A 16,471-nucleotide genomic window follows, 5' to 3' on the forward strand; every position below is an offset into this window, starting at 1 on the left:
CTGTTCACAGCAGAAAATACAATAATTTCCCTATGCGTCCGCTTAACTGGAAATCTCCTTCTGATTACATCAAAGCTTTCCTCGAATACGGTCAAGTTTTTTGATTTAATTTGTCTCGCATCATTGACAAACCAACAAAAATCGGACGGCAATTGCCGTCCGAATGAGATTATTTTTCGACATTTTCCTGATAGAGCTCCCAGAGGTCAAAAGTCTCGGTCTTATCGCGGTAATGGATAGTAAGTGTAGAGCCTTCCTTTACGTCGTTTGCGCCCCATGAGTACTGATTCGGGTATTTTCCGCGTTCGTCAAAGGGAAGCTTCATAACGGGATATATCCAGATATGATAATGACCTATTATGTCGTTTATGCCCTCGTCGGTGACGATATATTCATATTTTGAATCGCCGCGCTCGTTTATGCAGCTGCAATCGCCGTAAAACTCGAAATTTATCATTTTTTCTGTTTTAACATCAACACCGTCGGGGATAGGGTAGAAATTATCGTTAAATTCAGAGCGGTATTCACATTCATAGCCGCCGGCTTCGTTAGGAGCATCGTTTTTTACAATGTATGATTTGAATTCCTTTGCTTCTACGGTATAGTGCAGCTTATCCGAGCTTATGGGGATAACTCCCACAAAAACGAACACAAAAACTGCTGCCAGAACAGCTATTGTCCCGAAAACAGCTCCGATAACTTTGAGTTTTGTGCGCTTTTTTATCTTTTTCAGCGGTTTTACGTCCTTGTCGGGGATTTTTATATCATCTTCCTTTTGTTTCATGCTCTCATAGACAGCCTTGCAGTCAGCACATTCGCTGAGGTGTTTTTCTATTTCCTCGTTGCTGTCCTGAGATGTGAGTTTGTCGCAGTACAGCGGCAAAAGGTCTCTTATGATGTTGCATTTCATATGATCGCCTCCATTTGTTGTAGGGGGCGATGCCCAACAGGCACCCGTACCCTCTGTCCTGCGGACATCTCCCTACACTGTAGGGAGTCACCCACATCGCCCCGTGGCTATTTTGTATTTTGGGCGGGCTGATGTGGGCATCAGCCCCTACATTGGTCATTTTCATTTGTTTCGTAAGGCACGGAACGCCGAGGGCGGCATTCCCTACTGTAGCTTTTGTTTTGCGCGGTAATAGGTCACACGCGCCCAATTCTCGGTCTTGCCGAATATCTCGCCTATCTCGCGGAAGCTCAGCTCCTGAGATGCACGGAGCAGGATCAGCTCCTTTTCCGTTTCGGGCAGGGAGTGTATTTTCTTCAGCAGCCGCAGCCGTCCGTCGGCACTTTCGGCTTCTTCGTCGGGACGGGGAGATGTGTCCTCCATAAGCTCGCTTATCTCCTCGCCTGTATACTTTCTGCGCTTGCGGAGCTCCTCCAGCCATGCATTCCGCGCGATACTGCACAGCCATGTGTACACCGAGCTTTCTCCCTTATATTTATTCACTGAGCGCAGAGCACGGTAGAAAGTCTCCTGAGTGAGCTCCTCTGCCGTGTTGGGATCGCCGCAGAGCGTCATAAGGTACAGGAAAACTTTCCTGCCGTTTTTCTTATAATATTCTTCCATATCCGATGACACTCCACCGCCTCCTTTCCGAACGTTCACTTATTAGTTGCATGAGTTTGCGTTTCGTTACAGCAAAAAAACAATTTTTTCAAATTGACATTACATTTTTTTCGTGATATACTGAGAAAGTATCGAATATACGTTATTATACCATGTTTTTGCGGCTGCTGTAAATCTTTTGCCGTACAAAATATCTTCGGCGTGTTATTACAGGTATAATAATGTATAAAGCACACGGCGAAAATATTTGCTTCGCGTGTTGCTATTTATGAAATTATATGTTATAATTAAAAGATAGCGGCAGAGCATATCTGTTTTAGCTTTATAATTACTTCTATCAGAGGTGTAAAATGGCAAATAAATTTTCTCTCGGTATAGACGTTGGTTCGACCACCGTAAAAACAGTTATCACCGATGCTGACGGAAATATCGTTTATTCCAAGTATCAGCGTCACCTTTCAAAGGTCAAGGAGACTGTTACGGACCAGCTCAAAATCATTCAGGCGGACTACCCCGACGAAGAATTTACTGTTTGCATAACGGGTTCGGCAGGTCTGGGACTTGCCAATTCTGCAAATATCCCCTTCGTTCAGGAAGTCCATGCGGCTTTTCTTGCTGTTAAACAGAAGCAGCCCGATGCTGACGCAGTTATAGAACTCGGCGGCGAGGACGCTAAGATAATCTTCCTTACGGGCGGTGTTGAACAGCGTATGAACGGTACCTGCGCAGGCGGTACAGGAGCTTTCATCGACCAGATGGCTACACTTCTCGGTATCACTGCCGATGAACTGGACGAGCTTTCACTCCATGCACAGAAGATATACCCCATTGCTTCAAGATGCGGCGTATTTGCCAAATCCGATATCCAGCCCCTTCTCAATCAGGGCGCAAGGCGTGAGGATGTTGCTGCAAGCATCTTCCAGGCAGTAGTGGATCAGACTGTTTCGGGACTTGCTCAGGGTCGTACTATCGAGGGAAAAGTACTTTTTCTTGGCGGTCCGCTGTTCTTCCTGAAGGGCCTGAAAAAGGCTTTCGTAAAGACTCTGGGACTTGATGAGGAACACGCGGTGTTTCCGCCTGAAGCTCCGGTATTTGTGGCTTACGGCTGCGCTATATATGCAGCTACTGCGGAGGGTGCATTCAAGATAGAGGATATCATAGAGAAAATACGTACTGCCAAGGCTTCGGACGCTATAATCACAGGTGAACCCCTCTTCCGCTCACACGCTGAGTATGACGAGTTCATCGACCGCCACAAGAAGTTCGACCTCGGCTATGCCGATATACATACATATAAGGGAGATGCTTACCTCGGTATCGACGCAGGCTCGACCACTACGAAGCTGGTGCTTATCACTGAGGACGGACGTATGCTGTACAATCACTATTCGTCCAATCAGGGTCAGCCTCTCGACAAGATAGCCGATCAGGTGAAGCGTATCTACGCAGCTATGAATCCCGATATAACCATAAAGGGCTCGGCTGTAACGGGATACGGCGAAGACCTCATAAAGGCAGGTCTTTCCATAGACCACGGTATCGTTGAGACTGTGGCGCACTTCAAGGCAGCTGCTTATTTCTGCCCCGATGTTGACTTCATCATCGACATCGGCGGACAGGACATCAAGTGCTTCAAGATAAAGAACAAGAGCATCGACAGCATCATGCTCAACGAGGCTTGTTCCTCGGGCTGCGGCTCTTTCATACAGACATTCGCAATGGCGCTGGGATACGATATTTCCGAGTTCTCGCAGCTGGGTCTCTTTGCTGAGCACCCTGTTGATCTGGGTTCACGCTGTACCGTATTCATGAACAGCTCCGTAAAACAGGCGCAGAAGGACGGCGCGACCGTTGAGGATATTTCCGCAGGTCTTTCCTCGTCCATCATCAAGAACGCAATATACAAGGTAATACGCGCGAATTCTCCCGACGATCTGGGCAAGAACATCGTCGTTCAGGGCGGTACCTTCCTCAATGACGCGGTGCTCCGCTCATTTGAAAAGGAACTGGGCAGAAACGTTATACGTCCTGCTATATCGGGACTTATGGGTGCTTTCGGCTGCGCTCTCTACGCCAAGGAACGCGCAAACGGCGAGCCTTCAAAGCTTATCTCGGCTGAGGAGCTCGAAAACTTTACATACACATCACGCTCTGTGAACTGCGGCGGCTGTACTGCACACTGTCAGCTCAACGTCATCAGCTTCGGTCAGGGAAGACGCTTCATTTCGGGCAATCGCTGCGAAAAGGGCGGCGGGATCACCAACAGGAACACTGTGCCGAACCTCTACGAGTTCAAGTACGACAGTATCCTCAATACCGTCAAGACCCACCAGCCTAAGCGCTACCGCGGAGTTGTGGGACTGCCCCTCGCTCTGGGATTCTACGAGCAGCTCCCGTTCTGGCATATGCTTTTCACAACTCTCGGATTCAGGACAGTTATTTCCGATGAGAGCTCCCGTGATATGTATTACCTCGGTCAGCACACCATCCCTTCGGATACGGTGTGCTATCCCGCAAAGCTCACTCACGGTCATATCGAGAACCTCCTCGACAAGGGAGTTGACTTCATATTCTATCCCTGCATGAGCTACAACCTCGATGAGGGCAACAGCGATAACCACTTCAACTGCCCTGTTGTTGCATATTATCCCGAGCTTCTCCTTGCGAACAATCCGCGCCTTGACAGCGATAACTTCGTTCACCCGTATCTTGACCTGAATATCAAGAAGAACGTCATAAGAGTAATGAGTCAGGTGCTGAAAAAGTACAACGTCAAGGGCAAGATCCCCGAGGCTGTCGACAAGGCTTACGAAGCCCTTGAAACTTACCATAACAGCGTAAGGCGCAAGGCTATGGAGATAATCAGGCAGGCAAGAGATGAGGGCAGAAAGATAATCGTTCTGGCAGGTCGTCCTTATCATATCGACAAGGAGATCAACCACGGTATCCACAAGCTCGTTTCAAGCCTCGGCATGGCAGTCATAACCGAGGACAGCGTTGCAAGTCTGGCAAATACGCCCGACCTCGGCGTTCTCAATCAGTGGACATACCATTCACGTCTTTACCGTGCAGCTAAGTACGTTACTACTCAGCCCGATATGCAGCTCATACAGCTGGTATCCTTCGGCTGCGGTATCGACGCGGTTACAGGCGATGAGGTGAGACATATCCTCGAAAGCCGCGGAAAGCTCTACACACAGCTGAAAATAGACGAGATAAACAATCTTGGCGCGGCAAGGATAAGACTGAGAAGCCTTGTTGCTGCTATGGAACAGAAATAATGCCTTCAGAGGGCGGTGCCTGCATCGTCCTGTCATATAAATCACGCATCAGGAACGCCGTGGGCGGCGTTCCTTACAAAACGGAGGGATAAAAATGCCCGAATATGCAAAATTTACCGAGGATATGATAAAGACCCATACTATCCTCGTGCCCGATATGCTGCCTATCCACTTCAAGATGCTCCTTGCGATCTTCAGATCCAAGGGCTATAAGGTGGAGCTTCTGACCAACGACTCACGCGCAGTCGTTGACGAGGGTCTGAAGAACGTCCACAACGATGCCTGCTATCCTGCACTGCTGGTAATAGGTCAGTTCATGGACGCGCTGAAAAGCGGAAAGTACGACCCCGACAAGACCGCTCTCATGATAACTCAGACAGGCGGCGGCTGCCGTGCTTCCAATTACATACATCTGCTGAGAAAGGCTGTTGCGAAGAACTATCCGCAGGTGCCTGTGGTATCGCTCAATTTCAGCGGTCTTGAAAAGGACAGCGCTTTCAGGGTAACTGCGCCTATGTTCCTGCAAATGATGTATGCGGTACTCTACGGCGACCTTCTCATGGCTTGCTATAACAAGTGCAGAGCCTACGAGATAAACAAGGGCGAATCCAAGGCTATGCTGGATAAATGGCACAGAAGACTGTGCAATATCTTCCGCAAGCAGAGCAAGATGTACCTCAAGACCAAGAAGGTGTACACGGATATCCTGAACGATTTCGCGTCCATACCCCTCAGCAGCGAGAAGAAGATAAGAGTGGGCATTGTCGGCGAGATATACGTAAAGTATTCGCCTCTGGCAAACAACCACCTCGAAGATTTCCTTATCTCGGAGGGCTGCGAGCCTGTCGTGCCGTCACTGCTGGAGTTCGTTATGTACTGCGCAGCAGGTACGTTCAACGACGCGAAACTGTACGACCATGTAACAAAGCAGTCTATATTCAATAAGATAGGCTATAAGCTCATATACGCAAAGCAGAAGGAGCTCATCAATATCATGAAGGAGCAGGGCAGCTTCGAGCCGCTCCACGACTTCGAGCACCTGAGAAAGCTTGCCGACCAGTATATCAATCAGGGTGTGGTCATGGGCGAGGGCTGGCTCATTCCTGCGGAAATGGCTGCACTTGCAAAGTCAGGCGTTGAGAATATCATATGCACTCAGCCCTTCGGCTGTCTGCCGAACCATATCGTCGCAAAGGGTATGTCACGCGCTATCAAGCAGGATAACCCCAATGCAAATATCGTGGCTATCGACTACGATCCGGGTGCGACCCGTGTAAATCAGGAGAACCGTATAAAGCTCATGCTTGCCAACGCAAGGCTCTGAGCACCGCCTTCTTCAAGGAGCTTGACCATGATAAAAACAAGAACAGGCGAGGTCATCGTTACCAACGAAAAGCAGAATAAACTTCTGGAAAAAATGTACGGGAGCGTTCTCGGCAGAGTTCTGCTGAAAACTCTGACTGCTCCCGGGTTATCGAGGGCAGCAGGAAAATTTATGGATTCCCGTCCGTCAAAACTGCTCATAAAGCCTTTCATAAAGCGCAGCGGCATTGATACTTCACAGTATATCATGTGCGGTTTCCGTTCGTATAACGACTTCTTCACCCGCATCGTAAAACCCGGGAAGCGACCCGTGGATCATACTCCCGAGCATCTCATCAGTCCGTGCGATTCAAAGCTTACGGTATATAAGATAAGCAGGAACAGCATATTCCGTATCAAGGGCTCACGTTACAGAGTGAGCGACCTATTGCAGAACGAGTTCCTCGCAAAGAGGTACTGCGGAGGGTACTGCTGCATATTCCGTCTGGAAGTCGATGACTACCACCGCTACTGCTATATAGACAGCGGCAGCAAGACCGATAATACCTTCATTGCAGGTGAACTCCATACAGTCAATCCCGTAGCCCTTGCAAGATACAACATCTACAAGCGCAACAGCCGTGAGTATACCGTGCTGCATACTGACAATTTCGGCGATGTGGTACAGGTAGAGGTGGGCGCTATGATGGTGGGACGCATCGTCAATCATCACGGTGAGTATTCCTTCGCAAGAGGCGAGGAAAAGGGGAAATTCGAGTTCGGCGGTTCGACGGTCGTACTGCTTTTCGGCAAGGACAGCATCGTTCCCGACGCTGATATACTCCGCAATTCCGCGGAGGGTATCGAAACTGTCGTGAAGTACGGCGAGAAGATAGGCAGAAAATACTGATGCCACATATTCACAGAGGTGACAATATGAAGAAATTACCATTACTGACAGCTCTCGTGCTGCTGTGTACGATGACGGGCTGCCTTGAAGATAAAAATGCACCGAATATACCGTTTGATGTAGCTCCTACCCTTGAACCGTATACCGCACCTGACGGCACTTTCGACGTTGATGCTGTGCGAAGCAATATCTACCTCAAAGGACAGCATTTCGACCTGCCGCTGAGGGTGTACGACTTGGGAAAGGGCTGGGAATACAAGCTCTATAACCGTCAGGATTACGGACTGAAGGACGGCAGCGGTCTGGCTACTATCTATTTCAACGGCGCTGAAATGGGAACGGTCTCGCTGGAGAACTGCTTCGAGGGCAAGGAAGAGGCAAGCGTTATCTACAGTCTTTCCATTAAGACCAGCGATTGCAGTATATACAATATCACGCCCCTTGTCTCAACTATTGGCGATGTGGAGTTCATGCTGGGTCCGCCTGACAGCGTTGACGATGTTCAGCAGCCGTATACCCATGCGTACCACTACGGCGTGGATCAGGGCGTTGACGGAAAAGGCATATTCCGCGGTCATACTATCGTTATAAACTTCAATGAATCGGGTGTCGTGGATTACATAAATATCACGTATTCCGATCTTACATCATCTTCGCAATAATAATTTCATTTACCCCTTGACAAAAGGGGTAAATTGTTGTATAATGTGTAAAGTGATTTTGTATTACACCCCAGAGAGGTGCTCCTGAAATGGCTAAGGAACTTAAATTTGTAATGCTTCTTGACTGCTACGGCGATCTCCTGACCGAGCATCAGCGCAGTATCATGGAGCTGTATTACTGTGAGGACCTGTCCCTTGCTGAGATCGGTCAGCCGAGAGATATAACACGTCAGGCTGTGCGCAGTATCATCAAGCGTACAGAGGAGATACTCCTCAATTATGAGGAAAAGCTGGGGTTCGCCGAAAGGCTCGGCAAAATGCGCGAATGCTTCGGGAATATCGAGGCTGCCGCAGAACATATCACCGATGAACATATCAGAAATATCATTCTCTCCGAAGCTGAAAAAGGCTCGGAGATGCTATAATTCGTATAAAGGAGGCTCGTCATGGCATTTGAGGGACTTTCCGAGAAACTTAATAACGTCTTTAAAAAGCTCAAATCAAGAGGTAAACTCACAGAGTCTGATGTAAAAGAGGCTATGCGTGAGGTTCGTCTGGCTCTGCTGGAAGCCGACGTAAGCTACAAGGTAGTAAAAGATTTCGTAAAAAGAGTTACCGAGAGAGCGGTCGGAGAAGAAGTGCTCGCAAGCCTTACTCCCGCTCAGCAGGTCATCAAGATAGTAAACGATGAGCTCGTTTCACTCATGGGCAACAGCAACGCCCGTATAAATATGGCATCGAAGCCCCCGACGGTCATCATGATGTGCGGACTTCAGGGTTCGGGTAAAACTACCCACGCCGCTAAGCTCGCAAAGCTCCTCAAAAAGGAGGGACACCGTCCGCTTCTCGCTGCCTGCGATATATACCGTCCTGCGGCTATAAATCAGTTACAGGTAGTCGGCGGCAAGGCTGATGTCAAGGTGTTTGAAATGGGACAGACAGACCCTGTTATCATCGCCAAAAAAGCTCTTTCCTACGCAAAGGACTACGGTCACGATATCCTTATCATAGATACCGCAGGCCGACTTCATATAGATGAAGCTCTCATGGACGAGCTCGTCAATATCAAGAATGAGACTAACCCCAACGAGATCATGCTCGTTGTTGACGCTATGACAGGTCAGGACGCTGTAAACGTTGCAAAGGCATTCGATGATGCCGTAGGCATCACAGGTGTCCTCATGTCGAAGCTCGACTCCGATACAAGAGGCGGTGCGGCACTGTCCGTACTCTCTGTTACAGGTAAGCCGATCAAGTTCGTTGGTATGGGCGAAAAGCTCGACGATTTCGAGCAGTTCCACCCTGAGAGAATGGCTTCAAGAATACTCGGTATGGGCGATGTCCTCACCCTTATCGAAAAGGCTGAGAACGTTATGTCTCAGAAGGAAGCAGAAAAGCTCACCAAGAAGTTCAAGGAGAACAAGTTCGATATGGACGATCTCCTCGACCAGATGAAGCAGATCAAGCGTATGGGCTCTATGAAGTCTATACTCGGTATGCTCCCCGGTGTGGGCGACAAGATCAAGGACGCTGATATCGACGAGAGCCAGCTCGGAAGGGTCGAGGCTATGATAACCTCTATGACCAAGGCTGAGCGAGCTAAGCCGTCTATCATCAATCCTTCACGCAAAAAACGTATCGCAAAGGGCTCAGGTACTAAGGTAGAGGACGTTAACCGCCTTCTCAAACAGTTCGAGCAGATGCAGTCCGTTATGAAGCAGTTCACAGGCAAAAACGGAAAAATGTCTCTGCGTAAGGCAAGAAAGAACCTTGCAGGTATGAACTTCGACAAGTACACGGGCAAGGGCGGCGGAAATATGCCGTTCTGACAATAAAAAGCTTTCAATGCGGTCTCCCGCCGCTTGAATATAACTATTTCCCATACGGAGGTGAATATAATGGCAGTAAAGATCAGACTCAGAAGAATGGGCGCTAAGAAGGCTCCTTTCTATCGTGTAGTAGTTGCTGATTCAAGATATCCAAGAGACGGTCGTTTCATCGAGGAGATCGGTTACTATGATCCTACTAAGGAGCCATCAGTTGTTAATATCGACGCTGAGAAGGCTAAGACATGGATCGCTAACGGTGCTCAGCCTACTGATACTGTAAAGGATCTCCTCAAGAAAGAGGGAGTTCTTTGATTAGAAGCTTAATGGAAGAGGAGAGGCTATGCGTCTCTGCCTCTGTCCGAAAGCTTTAACGGAGGTTTTATACTATGAAAGATTTACTTTATGCTATCGCAGCAGGCCTCGTAGAAGATAAATCCGCTATCAATATTACCGAAGATGCTCCCGATGAAGAGGGCGTTATCGTATTCCACCTTAACGTAGCTCCTGATGATATGGGAAGAGTTATCGGTAAACAGGGCAGGATCGCAAAGGCTCTCCGTACTATCATGCGCGCAGGCGCAGCTAAGAAGGATCAGAAGGTTTCTGTTACGATCGAATAAGTATATTAGAAGCTCCCGAAAGTGGGAGCTTTTTTGTATATATCATCTTTTAGGATCATATTGACAAAACGTTTATTTGTTATTATAATATTATCATGCTTTATTTCTTTTGAAATTTTATGTGAAAAGGGGAAGCGGAATGTTTGCAGTAAATACCTATGAACAGATCGAAAAAAGAGAGAAAGAGTTGAATGAGAAACATATAGTTGTACTGATGTTCGTAAAACCAAGTACTCCCGATGCTGATGATATAATCCTTGAGTTCAATTATCTGCATCATAATTCGTGGAGGTACTGCTCTATATATGCCATAGGTTACAGCGATAACAAGGATATGCTGAGAGAAGCCGAAAAGGTGGAATGTACCGTGGAAAATACAGAGTGGTATTACAGCGATGTTGAGTTCATCGACTTCAAGAATAAGCTCTCGCGCCGAATCAAATGGCAATATAGCGGCGAAAATGAGATAATAGTATTGCAGAGTAATCCGGAAGGAAGGGAGATACTGAATTTTCAGAATTATGTGGCAATAAATATAAGTAAAGGGCTGCGTGATGAGTATATTGAATCATACAATATGTTCATGGAGCAGCTGATAAACTCCTCAAAATCCGAGGTGGAATCAAAAAAGGCTGTATCAAGAACTACTCAATTCAAAATAAAAGATATCGCAATAAATGCTGTGAGTATGTCAAAGAAATTGCCGGCACCGCTCAGAAAAGTTTTGAAAGATCGGTTTTTCTTTAAAACATCTCGTTGTAAATTATAATTTGCAAATAGTTGGAGATCATTTGTTTTATATGATTATATATTGACAAAAAAACTGCTTTTTGCTACAATAAAGCTATTGATATGTAAGGGGGGTCTTACCATGAAATGCAAATATTGCAATTATGAAAATGATTACAGCAATAGATACTGCGAAAACTGCGGCGCAGAACTGGGACAAAAATCGGAGGTTATCGACGACATAAAAGATGCTAAGAGGGCCTCAAATCAGCAGCCAAACGGTTACGGTCAGCCAAACGGTTACGGACAGCCAAACGGTTACGGACAGCCAAACGGTTACGGTCAGCCAAACGGTTACGGTCAGCCCAACGGCTACGGTCAGCCAAACGGCTACAGATCGCCATACGGTTATGGAGCTCCTCCGTTCGGATATGACCCATATATGCAGCCAAAATACAACATGACGGACGGAAGTCCTAAATATGTAGGCTTCGGAGAAGCAACTGTGCTCTTTTTCAAGAATTATGCAAACTTCAAGGGCAGGTCTACCAGAAGCGAATACTGGTTTGCTTTTTTGTTCAAATTCATTTTGATTTTTACATTAAGCTTTGTCATAAACCTTTTAACATTTGGCATGGATATTAAAAGAGATTATGTAACGGGAACGATTGAGCTCGTTTATATGTGTATATTCTTTGTCCCTACTCTTTCGATGAGTGTAAGAAGGCTTCATGATATCGGCAAATCTGGCTGGTGGATACTGTCGGCGGTGTTCGCGTATGTGTTTGTGATCTTTAATATTCTTATTATGTTTGATGTTATCGTAGATAGTATGAACTCCCTTCGCTTTGCAAGCAGTTTTTTGTGTATATTAGTATTTTTTTCACTGACGTTCAGAATTATGCTGTTCATATTCTTTTGCAGACCGAGCGCTCCTCCAAATAAATGGGGCGACCCTGCAAGACCTGTTATGATGAAAAGATAAATATAAAGGCTTCCGTATAAGCAAGGTACTTATACAGAAGTTTTTACGTGAGATATTGAGGAAAACCCTTTTGAAAAAGGGTTCTTCCTCAAACTCCTTTCCTAAAACTTCCAGCTTGAATTTTTCTCTGATAGGGCACTCCCTGCATAACTTGCAGGGCTTTTTTATTATCATGAGCGCCCTATCTGCGAAAAATTTGTGTTAAAAGTCTTTGGAAGGGGGGCTGGGGGGGAGAACCTTTCCTCAGAAAGGTTTCCCCCGATAATTTCGTGTAAAGTTTCTATATGAGTACTCCGCTTATTACGGAAGCCTTTATTATTACAGGTATGGTCTTACATCAGCGCCCAGACGCTCTTCCTCGCTGATGATGCGCTTTGCGAGGTCTTTCGATTTCTCGTCGGCAGCCTGATACTTGTTAAGGTAGCGGCTGAGCGACTTTACGCCCATGTTGCAGCCGTCCGTGATAAGGTCGGCGACGGTGCTGTCGGACTCGTCCATTTTGAGTTTGACATTGGTTTTCAGCCATGACATACTCTTAGCCATTGCAGCAGGCTCTTTGCCTTCATCGCGGTACTCGCCGAGGAGCTCCTGAAGGTCGGTCTTCAGCCTTTCGTGCTGGGCTGAGCTGCTTTTCAGGATATTTTTCAGACGGCTTCCGCTGACGTAATCGAGAACGTCGTTTATTGACGAGATACCCATTTTTACACCTGCATCGCACTCCCTGAGGAGCTTGATCGTGTCTTGTTCTACCATAAAAACACCTCCCTTTGCGGTTATTATGTCCGCGCAGGGAGGTGTTTATACTTAGTCGTCGTCATTTCCGTCGCCGAAGTAGAGATTTGTCATTTGCTGCATACCGAATTTCTCGGCAAAACGCTCGAAGTCCTTTCTTGCCGTGACATAGCTGTAAGCCGACGCGATGAAGAAATCGTCACTCATATCGCTGAGCTGCGAATAGAATTCAAGTCCAATGAGAAGATTTTCCTTTGTATTATTGTCGGCAAGGCTGTTCACATCATCAACAGCCTCCTTGACTTCTCCGTTTCGCATTTTCTCGATAAGAGCAAAGGCTTTCTGTCTTTCAACTTCCTGTAGCATATAGAAGGACTGGTCTGTTTTTGCCCCGAATACGACCTTTGCGATAACAGCGGTCATTTCTTTTATCTGACGCATGATGTAGTCCTGTTCAAACATAGCATTTCTCCGATTTCCTATAAAAAACGTACCGAACTGCCGCTATCAGCAACAGTTCGGGAATAATTATCATAGATCAAGCTTTGAGCGGAGCTTTTCAAAGAAGCTCTGACGCTTAGCATAGTTTTTATCTGTAAGCGAAGCCTCAAACTCCTTTAGCAGATCTTTCTGCTTTTTGGTGAGGTTCTTGGGGACTTCAACGTATATCTTTACGTACTGGTTTCCGCGGTCTGTGCGGTGGATACGAGTAACACCCTTGCCCTTGAGGCGGAATACAGTACCTGTCTGAGTGCCCTCGCTTATGTTGTACTTTACGTCGCCGTCGATAGTAGGAACGGTTATTTCAGCACCGAGAACGGCTTCCATATAAGTAACAGGGATGTCGCAGTAGATATCGTAGCCCTCGCGTCTGAATATAGGGTGGGACTTTACGTTGATGCCAACGAGAAGATCTCCGTTAGGGCCGCCGTTGATACCGCAGTCGCCCTGTCCGCCTACGCGGAGTGTCTGACCGTCGTCGATACCGGCAGGTACATCAACAGTAACGGTTTTCTGCACTCTGACTCTGCCGACACCGCGGCACTTTGTACATGGATTCTTGATGATCTTGCCTTTGCCTCCGCAGTGAGGACAAGGTTTTGAAGAAGAAATAACGCCGAAGGGAGTACGCTGAGTTACCTTGATAGTACCTCTGCCCTGACAGTCGGGACAGATATCAGGAGTTGAACCTGCTTCTGCGCCTGTGCCCTTACAGTTTTCGCACACGGACATACGGTTGACTTTAAGATCGACCTTTTTGCCTGAGCAAGCCTCCATGAAGCTGAGAGAAACTGTTTCCTGGATATCAGAGCCACGTCTTGGAGCATTGGCGCTGGAGCGCTTTGTGCCGCCTCCGAAACCGAAGCCGCCGAAGATACTTCCGAGGATATCGTCCATATCGCCGAAACCGCCGAAGCCTTCCATACCGCCGCCGCCTCCGCCGTAGCTGGGGTCAACGCCTGCGTGACCGAACTGGTCATATCGAGCACGTTTCTCAGGGTCTGAGAGAACTTCGTTAGCTTCATTTATTTCCTGGAACTTCTCAACATAGGAAGGATCGTCAGGGTGAAGATCGGGGTGGTTTTCTCTTGCCTTTTTACGGAAGGCTTTTTTTATCTCGTCCTCGGAAGCACCCTTCTGGATACCGAGGACTTCATAATAATCTCTTTTTTCAGCCATAGATAACTCCATTCTGTCATTGAATGAACAATAACAATGTTGTAGGGGCGATAATATCCGCCCGTCCAGTTTGAAGCAGATTACTTTTAGTTGTTATGATGTAGAAGTATATAAGATTATTTCTTCTTATTCTTCTTCATCATCTTCTAATTTATATACATTAATAAATCCGCTTGTCATTCTTGAAAAAACTGTTTCACCACAATAAGGGCAATCAGCGTCTTCTCTATCCTTTCCACCAGGCCAGATATTTCCAGTTTCGCTATATTTAAATTGCCTACCACATTTTTTGCATTTTGCAATTTTCGTTTTCATACGATCCCTCCATGTAGTTATTCCATTATACACCTATAGGGCGGAATGATTTTCCGCCCTTTTTATGGTGTTTTATTATAAGCTTATCAAACCTCTGTGAAGTCTGCGTCAACTACTCCGTCGTCGTTTCCGCCCTGAGAAGCGCCTGCGTCAGCAGCGCCGCCCATGTTAGCGAACTGTGAAGGATCAATGCCCTGTGCGCCTGCTGCACCGTTAGGAGCTGCCTGCTGGTAGATCTTTGCAGAGAGGTCATAGAATGCCTTCTGGAGATCTTCCTTGAGAGTCTTTATCTCGTCAGCATTATCAGCTGAGATAGCAGACTTGAGAGCTGCACACTTGGACTCGATATTTGACTTCTCGTCAGCAGAAACCTTGTCGCCGAAGTCTGTGAGAGCCTTCTCGCACTGGAATACGAGGTTCTCAGCTTCGTTCTTTGTATCAACAGCTTCACGGCGCTTCTTGTCCTCAGCAGCATACTGCTCAGCTTCCTTAACAGCCTTGTCGATGTCGTCCTTGGACATATTTGTGGAAGAAGTGATAGTGATGTTCTGCTCCTTGCCTGTGCCGAGATCCTTAGCGGATACGTGAACGATACCGTTCTGGTCGATATCGAAAGTTACTTCGATCTGAGGGATTCCTCTTGGAGCGGGAGCGATACCGTCGAGACGGAAAGTACCGAGCTGCTTGTTATCTCTTGCGAATTCACGTTCACCCTGAAGTACGTTGATATCAACAGCAGGCTGGTTGTCAGCGTAAGTTGAGAATACCTGTGACTTCTTTGTAGGGATAGTTGTATTTCTCTCGATCATTCTTGTGCAAACGCCGCCTGCTGTCTCGATACCGAGTGAAAGCGGAGTTACATCGAGGAGAAGGAGACCGTTCTTAACGTCGCCGCCGAGAACGCCGCCCTGATATGCAGCACCGAGAGCAACACACTCGTCAGGGTTGATGCCCTTGAACGGCTCTTTGCCGATGAGCTTCTTAACAGCTTCCTGAACAGCAGGGATTCTTGAAGAACCGCCGACCATGAGCACCTTGTTGATCTCTGAGATGCTGAGGCCGCTGTCGCTGAGAGCCTGTCTTACAGGTCCCATTGTAGCTTCTACGAGGTCAGCTGTGAGCTCGTTGAACTTAGCCTGTGTAAGAGTGAGGTCGAGGTGCTTAGGAGTACCTGAAGCATCAACAGTGATGAACGGGATATTGATATTTGAAGTAGTTGTAGATGAAAGCTCTATCTTTGACTTTTCAGCAGCGTCCTTGAGTCTCTGAGCAGCCATCTTATCCTGTGAAAGGTCGATGCCCTCGGTCTTTTTGAACTCGTCAACGATCCAGTTGATGATACGCTGGTCGAAGTCGTCACCGCCGAGACGGTTGTTACCTGCTGTAGCGAGAACCTGCTGAACATCTTCGCCCATTTCGATGATAGAAACATCGAATGTACCGCCGCCGAGGTCGTAAACCATTACGGTCTGCTCCTCTTCCTTGTCGATACCGTATGAAAGAGCAGCTGCTGTAGGCTCGTTGATGATACGCTTAACGGTAAGACCTGCGATCTGACCTGCGTCCTTAGTAGCCTGTCTCTGTGAGTCTGTGAAGTAAGCAGGAACTGTGATAACAGCCTCTGAAACTGTCTCGCCGAGGTAAGCCTCAGCGTCAGCCTTGAGCTTCTGGAGGATCATAGCTGAGATCTCCTGAGGAGTATAGTTCTTGCCGTCGATAGCAACTTTATAATCAGAACCCATATGTCTCTTGATAGAAGAAACTGTTCTGTCGTGGTTTGTGATAGCCTGTCTCTTAGCCACCTGACCTACGAGACGCTCGCCGTTGTTTGTGAAAGCAACGACTGAAGGAGT

Annotated in this window: 17 protein-coding genes; 10 read left to right on the forward strand and 7 right to left on the reverse strand. The window is 47.3% G+C overall.

The window, feature by feature from the left end:
- Window positions 1-169: 169 nt before the first annotated feature.
- Window positions 170-910, reverse strand: a complete 741-nt coding sequence (locus K6G33_RS07420; protein WP_296777874.1) for a zf-HC2 domain-containing protein — start codon at window positions 908-910, stop codon at window positions 170-172.
- Between the two features lie 204 nt (window positions 911-1,114).
- The gene (locus K6G33_RS07425) at window positions 1,115-1,585 is read right to left on the reverse strand and encodes a sigma-70 family RNA polymerase sigma factor (protein WP_296777876.1); all 471 of its coding nucleotides are present in this window, start codon (window positions 1,583-1,585) and stop codon (window positions 1,115-1,117) included.
- Between the two features lie 338 nt (window positions 1,586-1,923).
- On the opposite strand from K6G33_RS07425, the gene K6G33_RS07430 reads away from it, so the two are divergent.
- From K6G33_RS07430 to K6G33_RS07475, 10 genes are all read left to right on the forward strand, one after another.
- Window positions 1,924-4,854, forward strand: a complete 2,931-nt coding sequence (locus K6G33_RS07430) for an acyl-CoA dehydratase activase (protein ID WP_296777877.1) — start codon at window positions 1,924-1,926, stop codon at window positions 4,852-4,854.
- Between the two features lie 94 nt (window positions 4,855-4,948).
- Window positions 4,949-6,178, forward strand: coding sequence for a 2-hydroxyacyl-CoA dehydratase (locus K6G33_RS07435; protein ID WP_296777879.1), 1,230 nt, complete (start codon window positions 4,949-4,951; stop codon window positions 6,176-6,178).
- 27 nt (window positions 6,179-6,205) lie between these two features.
- On the forward strand, window positions 6,206-7,066 hold the full coding sequence (locus K6G33_RS07440) for a phosphatidylserine decarboxylase (protein ID WP_296777880.1): 861 nt from the start codon (window positions 6,206-6,208) through the stop codon (window positions 7,064-7,066).
- A gap of 26 nt (window positions 7,067-7,092) precedes the next feature.
- Window positions 7,093-7,728: a hypothetical protein gene (locus K6G33_RS07445; protein WP_296777882.1), complete on the forward strand. Its 636-nt coding sequence runs from the start codon at window positions 7,093-7,095 to the stop codon at window positions 7,726-7,728.
- 89 nt (window positions 7,729-7,817) lie between these two features.
- Window positions 7,818-8,153: a YlxM family DNA-binding protein gene (gene ylxM, locus K6G33_RS07450; RefSeq protein WP_296777883.1), complete on the forward strand. Its 336-nt coding sequence runs from the start codon at window positions 7,818-7,820 to the stop codon at window positions 8,151-8,153.
- Between the two features lie 21 nt (window positions 8,154-8,174).
- Window positions 8,175-9,557 (forward strand): signal recognition particle protein, encoded by a 1,383-nt coding sequence (gene ffh / locus K6G33_RS07455; RefSeq protein ID WP_296777885.1) that lies wholly within the window; start codon window positions 8,175-8,177, stop codon window positions 9,555-9,557.
- A gap of 69 nt (window positions 9,558-9,626) precedes the next feature.
- Entirely contained in the window at window positions 9,627-9,869 is a 243-nt protein-coding gene (rpsP, locus tag K6G33_RS07460) for a 30S ribosomal protein S16 (protein ID WP_173449010.1), read from the forward strand.
- Between the two features lie 74 nt (window positions 9,870-9,943).
- Window positions 9,944-10,177 (forward strand): KH domain-containing protein, encoded by a 234-nt coding sequence (locus K6G33_RS07465; RefSeq protein ID WP_024861192.1) that lies wholly within the window; start codon window positions 9,944-9,946, stop codon window positions 10,175-10,177.
- Window positions 10,178-10,316: 139 nt separating this feature from the next.
- Window positions 10,317-10,946: a hypothetical protein gene (locus K6G33_RS07470; protein ID WP_296777888.1), complete on the forward strand. Its 630-nt coding sequence runs from the start codon at window positions 10,317-10,319 to the stop codon at window positions 10,944-10,946.
- A 102-nt stretch (window positions 10,947-11,048) separates the two neighbouring features.
- The gene (locus tag K6G33_RS07475; protein WP_296777890.1) at window positions 11,049-11,891 is read left to right on the forward strand and encodes a DUF805 domain-containing protein; all 843 of its coding nucleotides are present in this window, start codon (window positions 11,049-11,051) and stop codon (window positions 11,889-11,891) included.
- A 318-nt stretch (window positions 11,892-12,209) separates the two neighbouring features.
- Here K6G33_RS07475 and K6G33_RS07480 read toward each other — a convergent pair whose 3' ends face one another.
- From K6G33_RS07480 to dnaK, 5 genes are all read right to left on the reverse strand, one after another.
- Window positions 12,210-12,644 (reverse strand): hypothetical protein, encoded by a 435-nt coding sequence (locus K6G33_RS07480; protein WP_296777892.1) that lies wholly within the window; start codon window positions 12,642-12,644, stop codon window positions 12,210-12,212.
- Between the two features lie 51 nt (window positions 12,645-12,695).
- Window positions 12,696-13,085, reverse strand: a complete 390-nt coding sequence (locus tag K6G33_RS07485) for a DUF6483 family protein (RefSeq protein WP_296777895.1) — start codon at window positions 13,083-13,085, stop codon at window positions 12,696-12,698.
- A gap of 69 nt (window positions 13,086-13,154) precedes the next feature.
- Entirely contained in the window at window positions 13,155-14,303 is a 1,149-nt protein-coding gene (gene dnaJ, locus K6G33_RS07490; RefSeq protein ID WP_296777896.1) for a molecular chaperone DnaJ, read from the reverse strand.
- A 126-nt stretch (window positions 14,304-14,429) separates the two neighbouring features.
- On the reverse strand, window positions 14,430-14,618 hold the full coding sequence (locus K6G33_RS07495) for a hypothetical protein (RefSeq protein WP_296777898.1): 189 nt from the start codon (window positions 14,616-14,618) through the stop codon (window positions 14,430-14,432).
- An 86-nt stretch (window positions 14,619-14,704) separates the two neighbouring features.
- On the reverse strand, window positions 14,705-16,471 hold a 1,767-nt coding region (gene dnaK, locus K6G33_RS07500), incomplete at its 5' end, for a molecular chaperone DnaK (RefSeq protein ID WP_296777900.1).

Source organism: Ruminococcus sp. (genome assembly GCF_024691275.1).
GTDB lineage: Bacteria > Bacillota > Clostridia > Oscillospirales > Ruminococcaceae > Ruminococcus.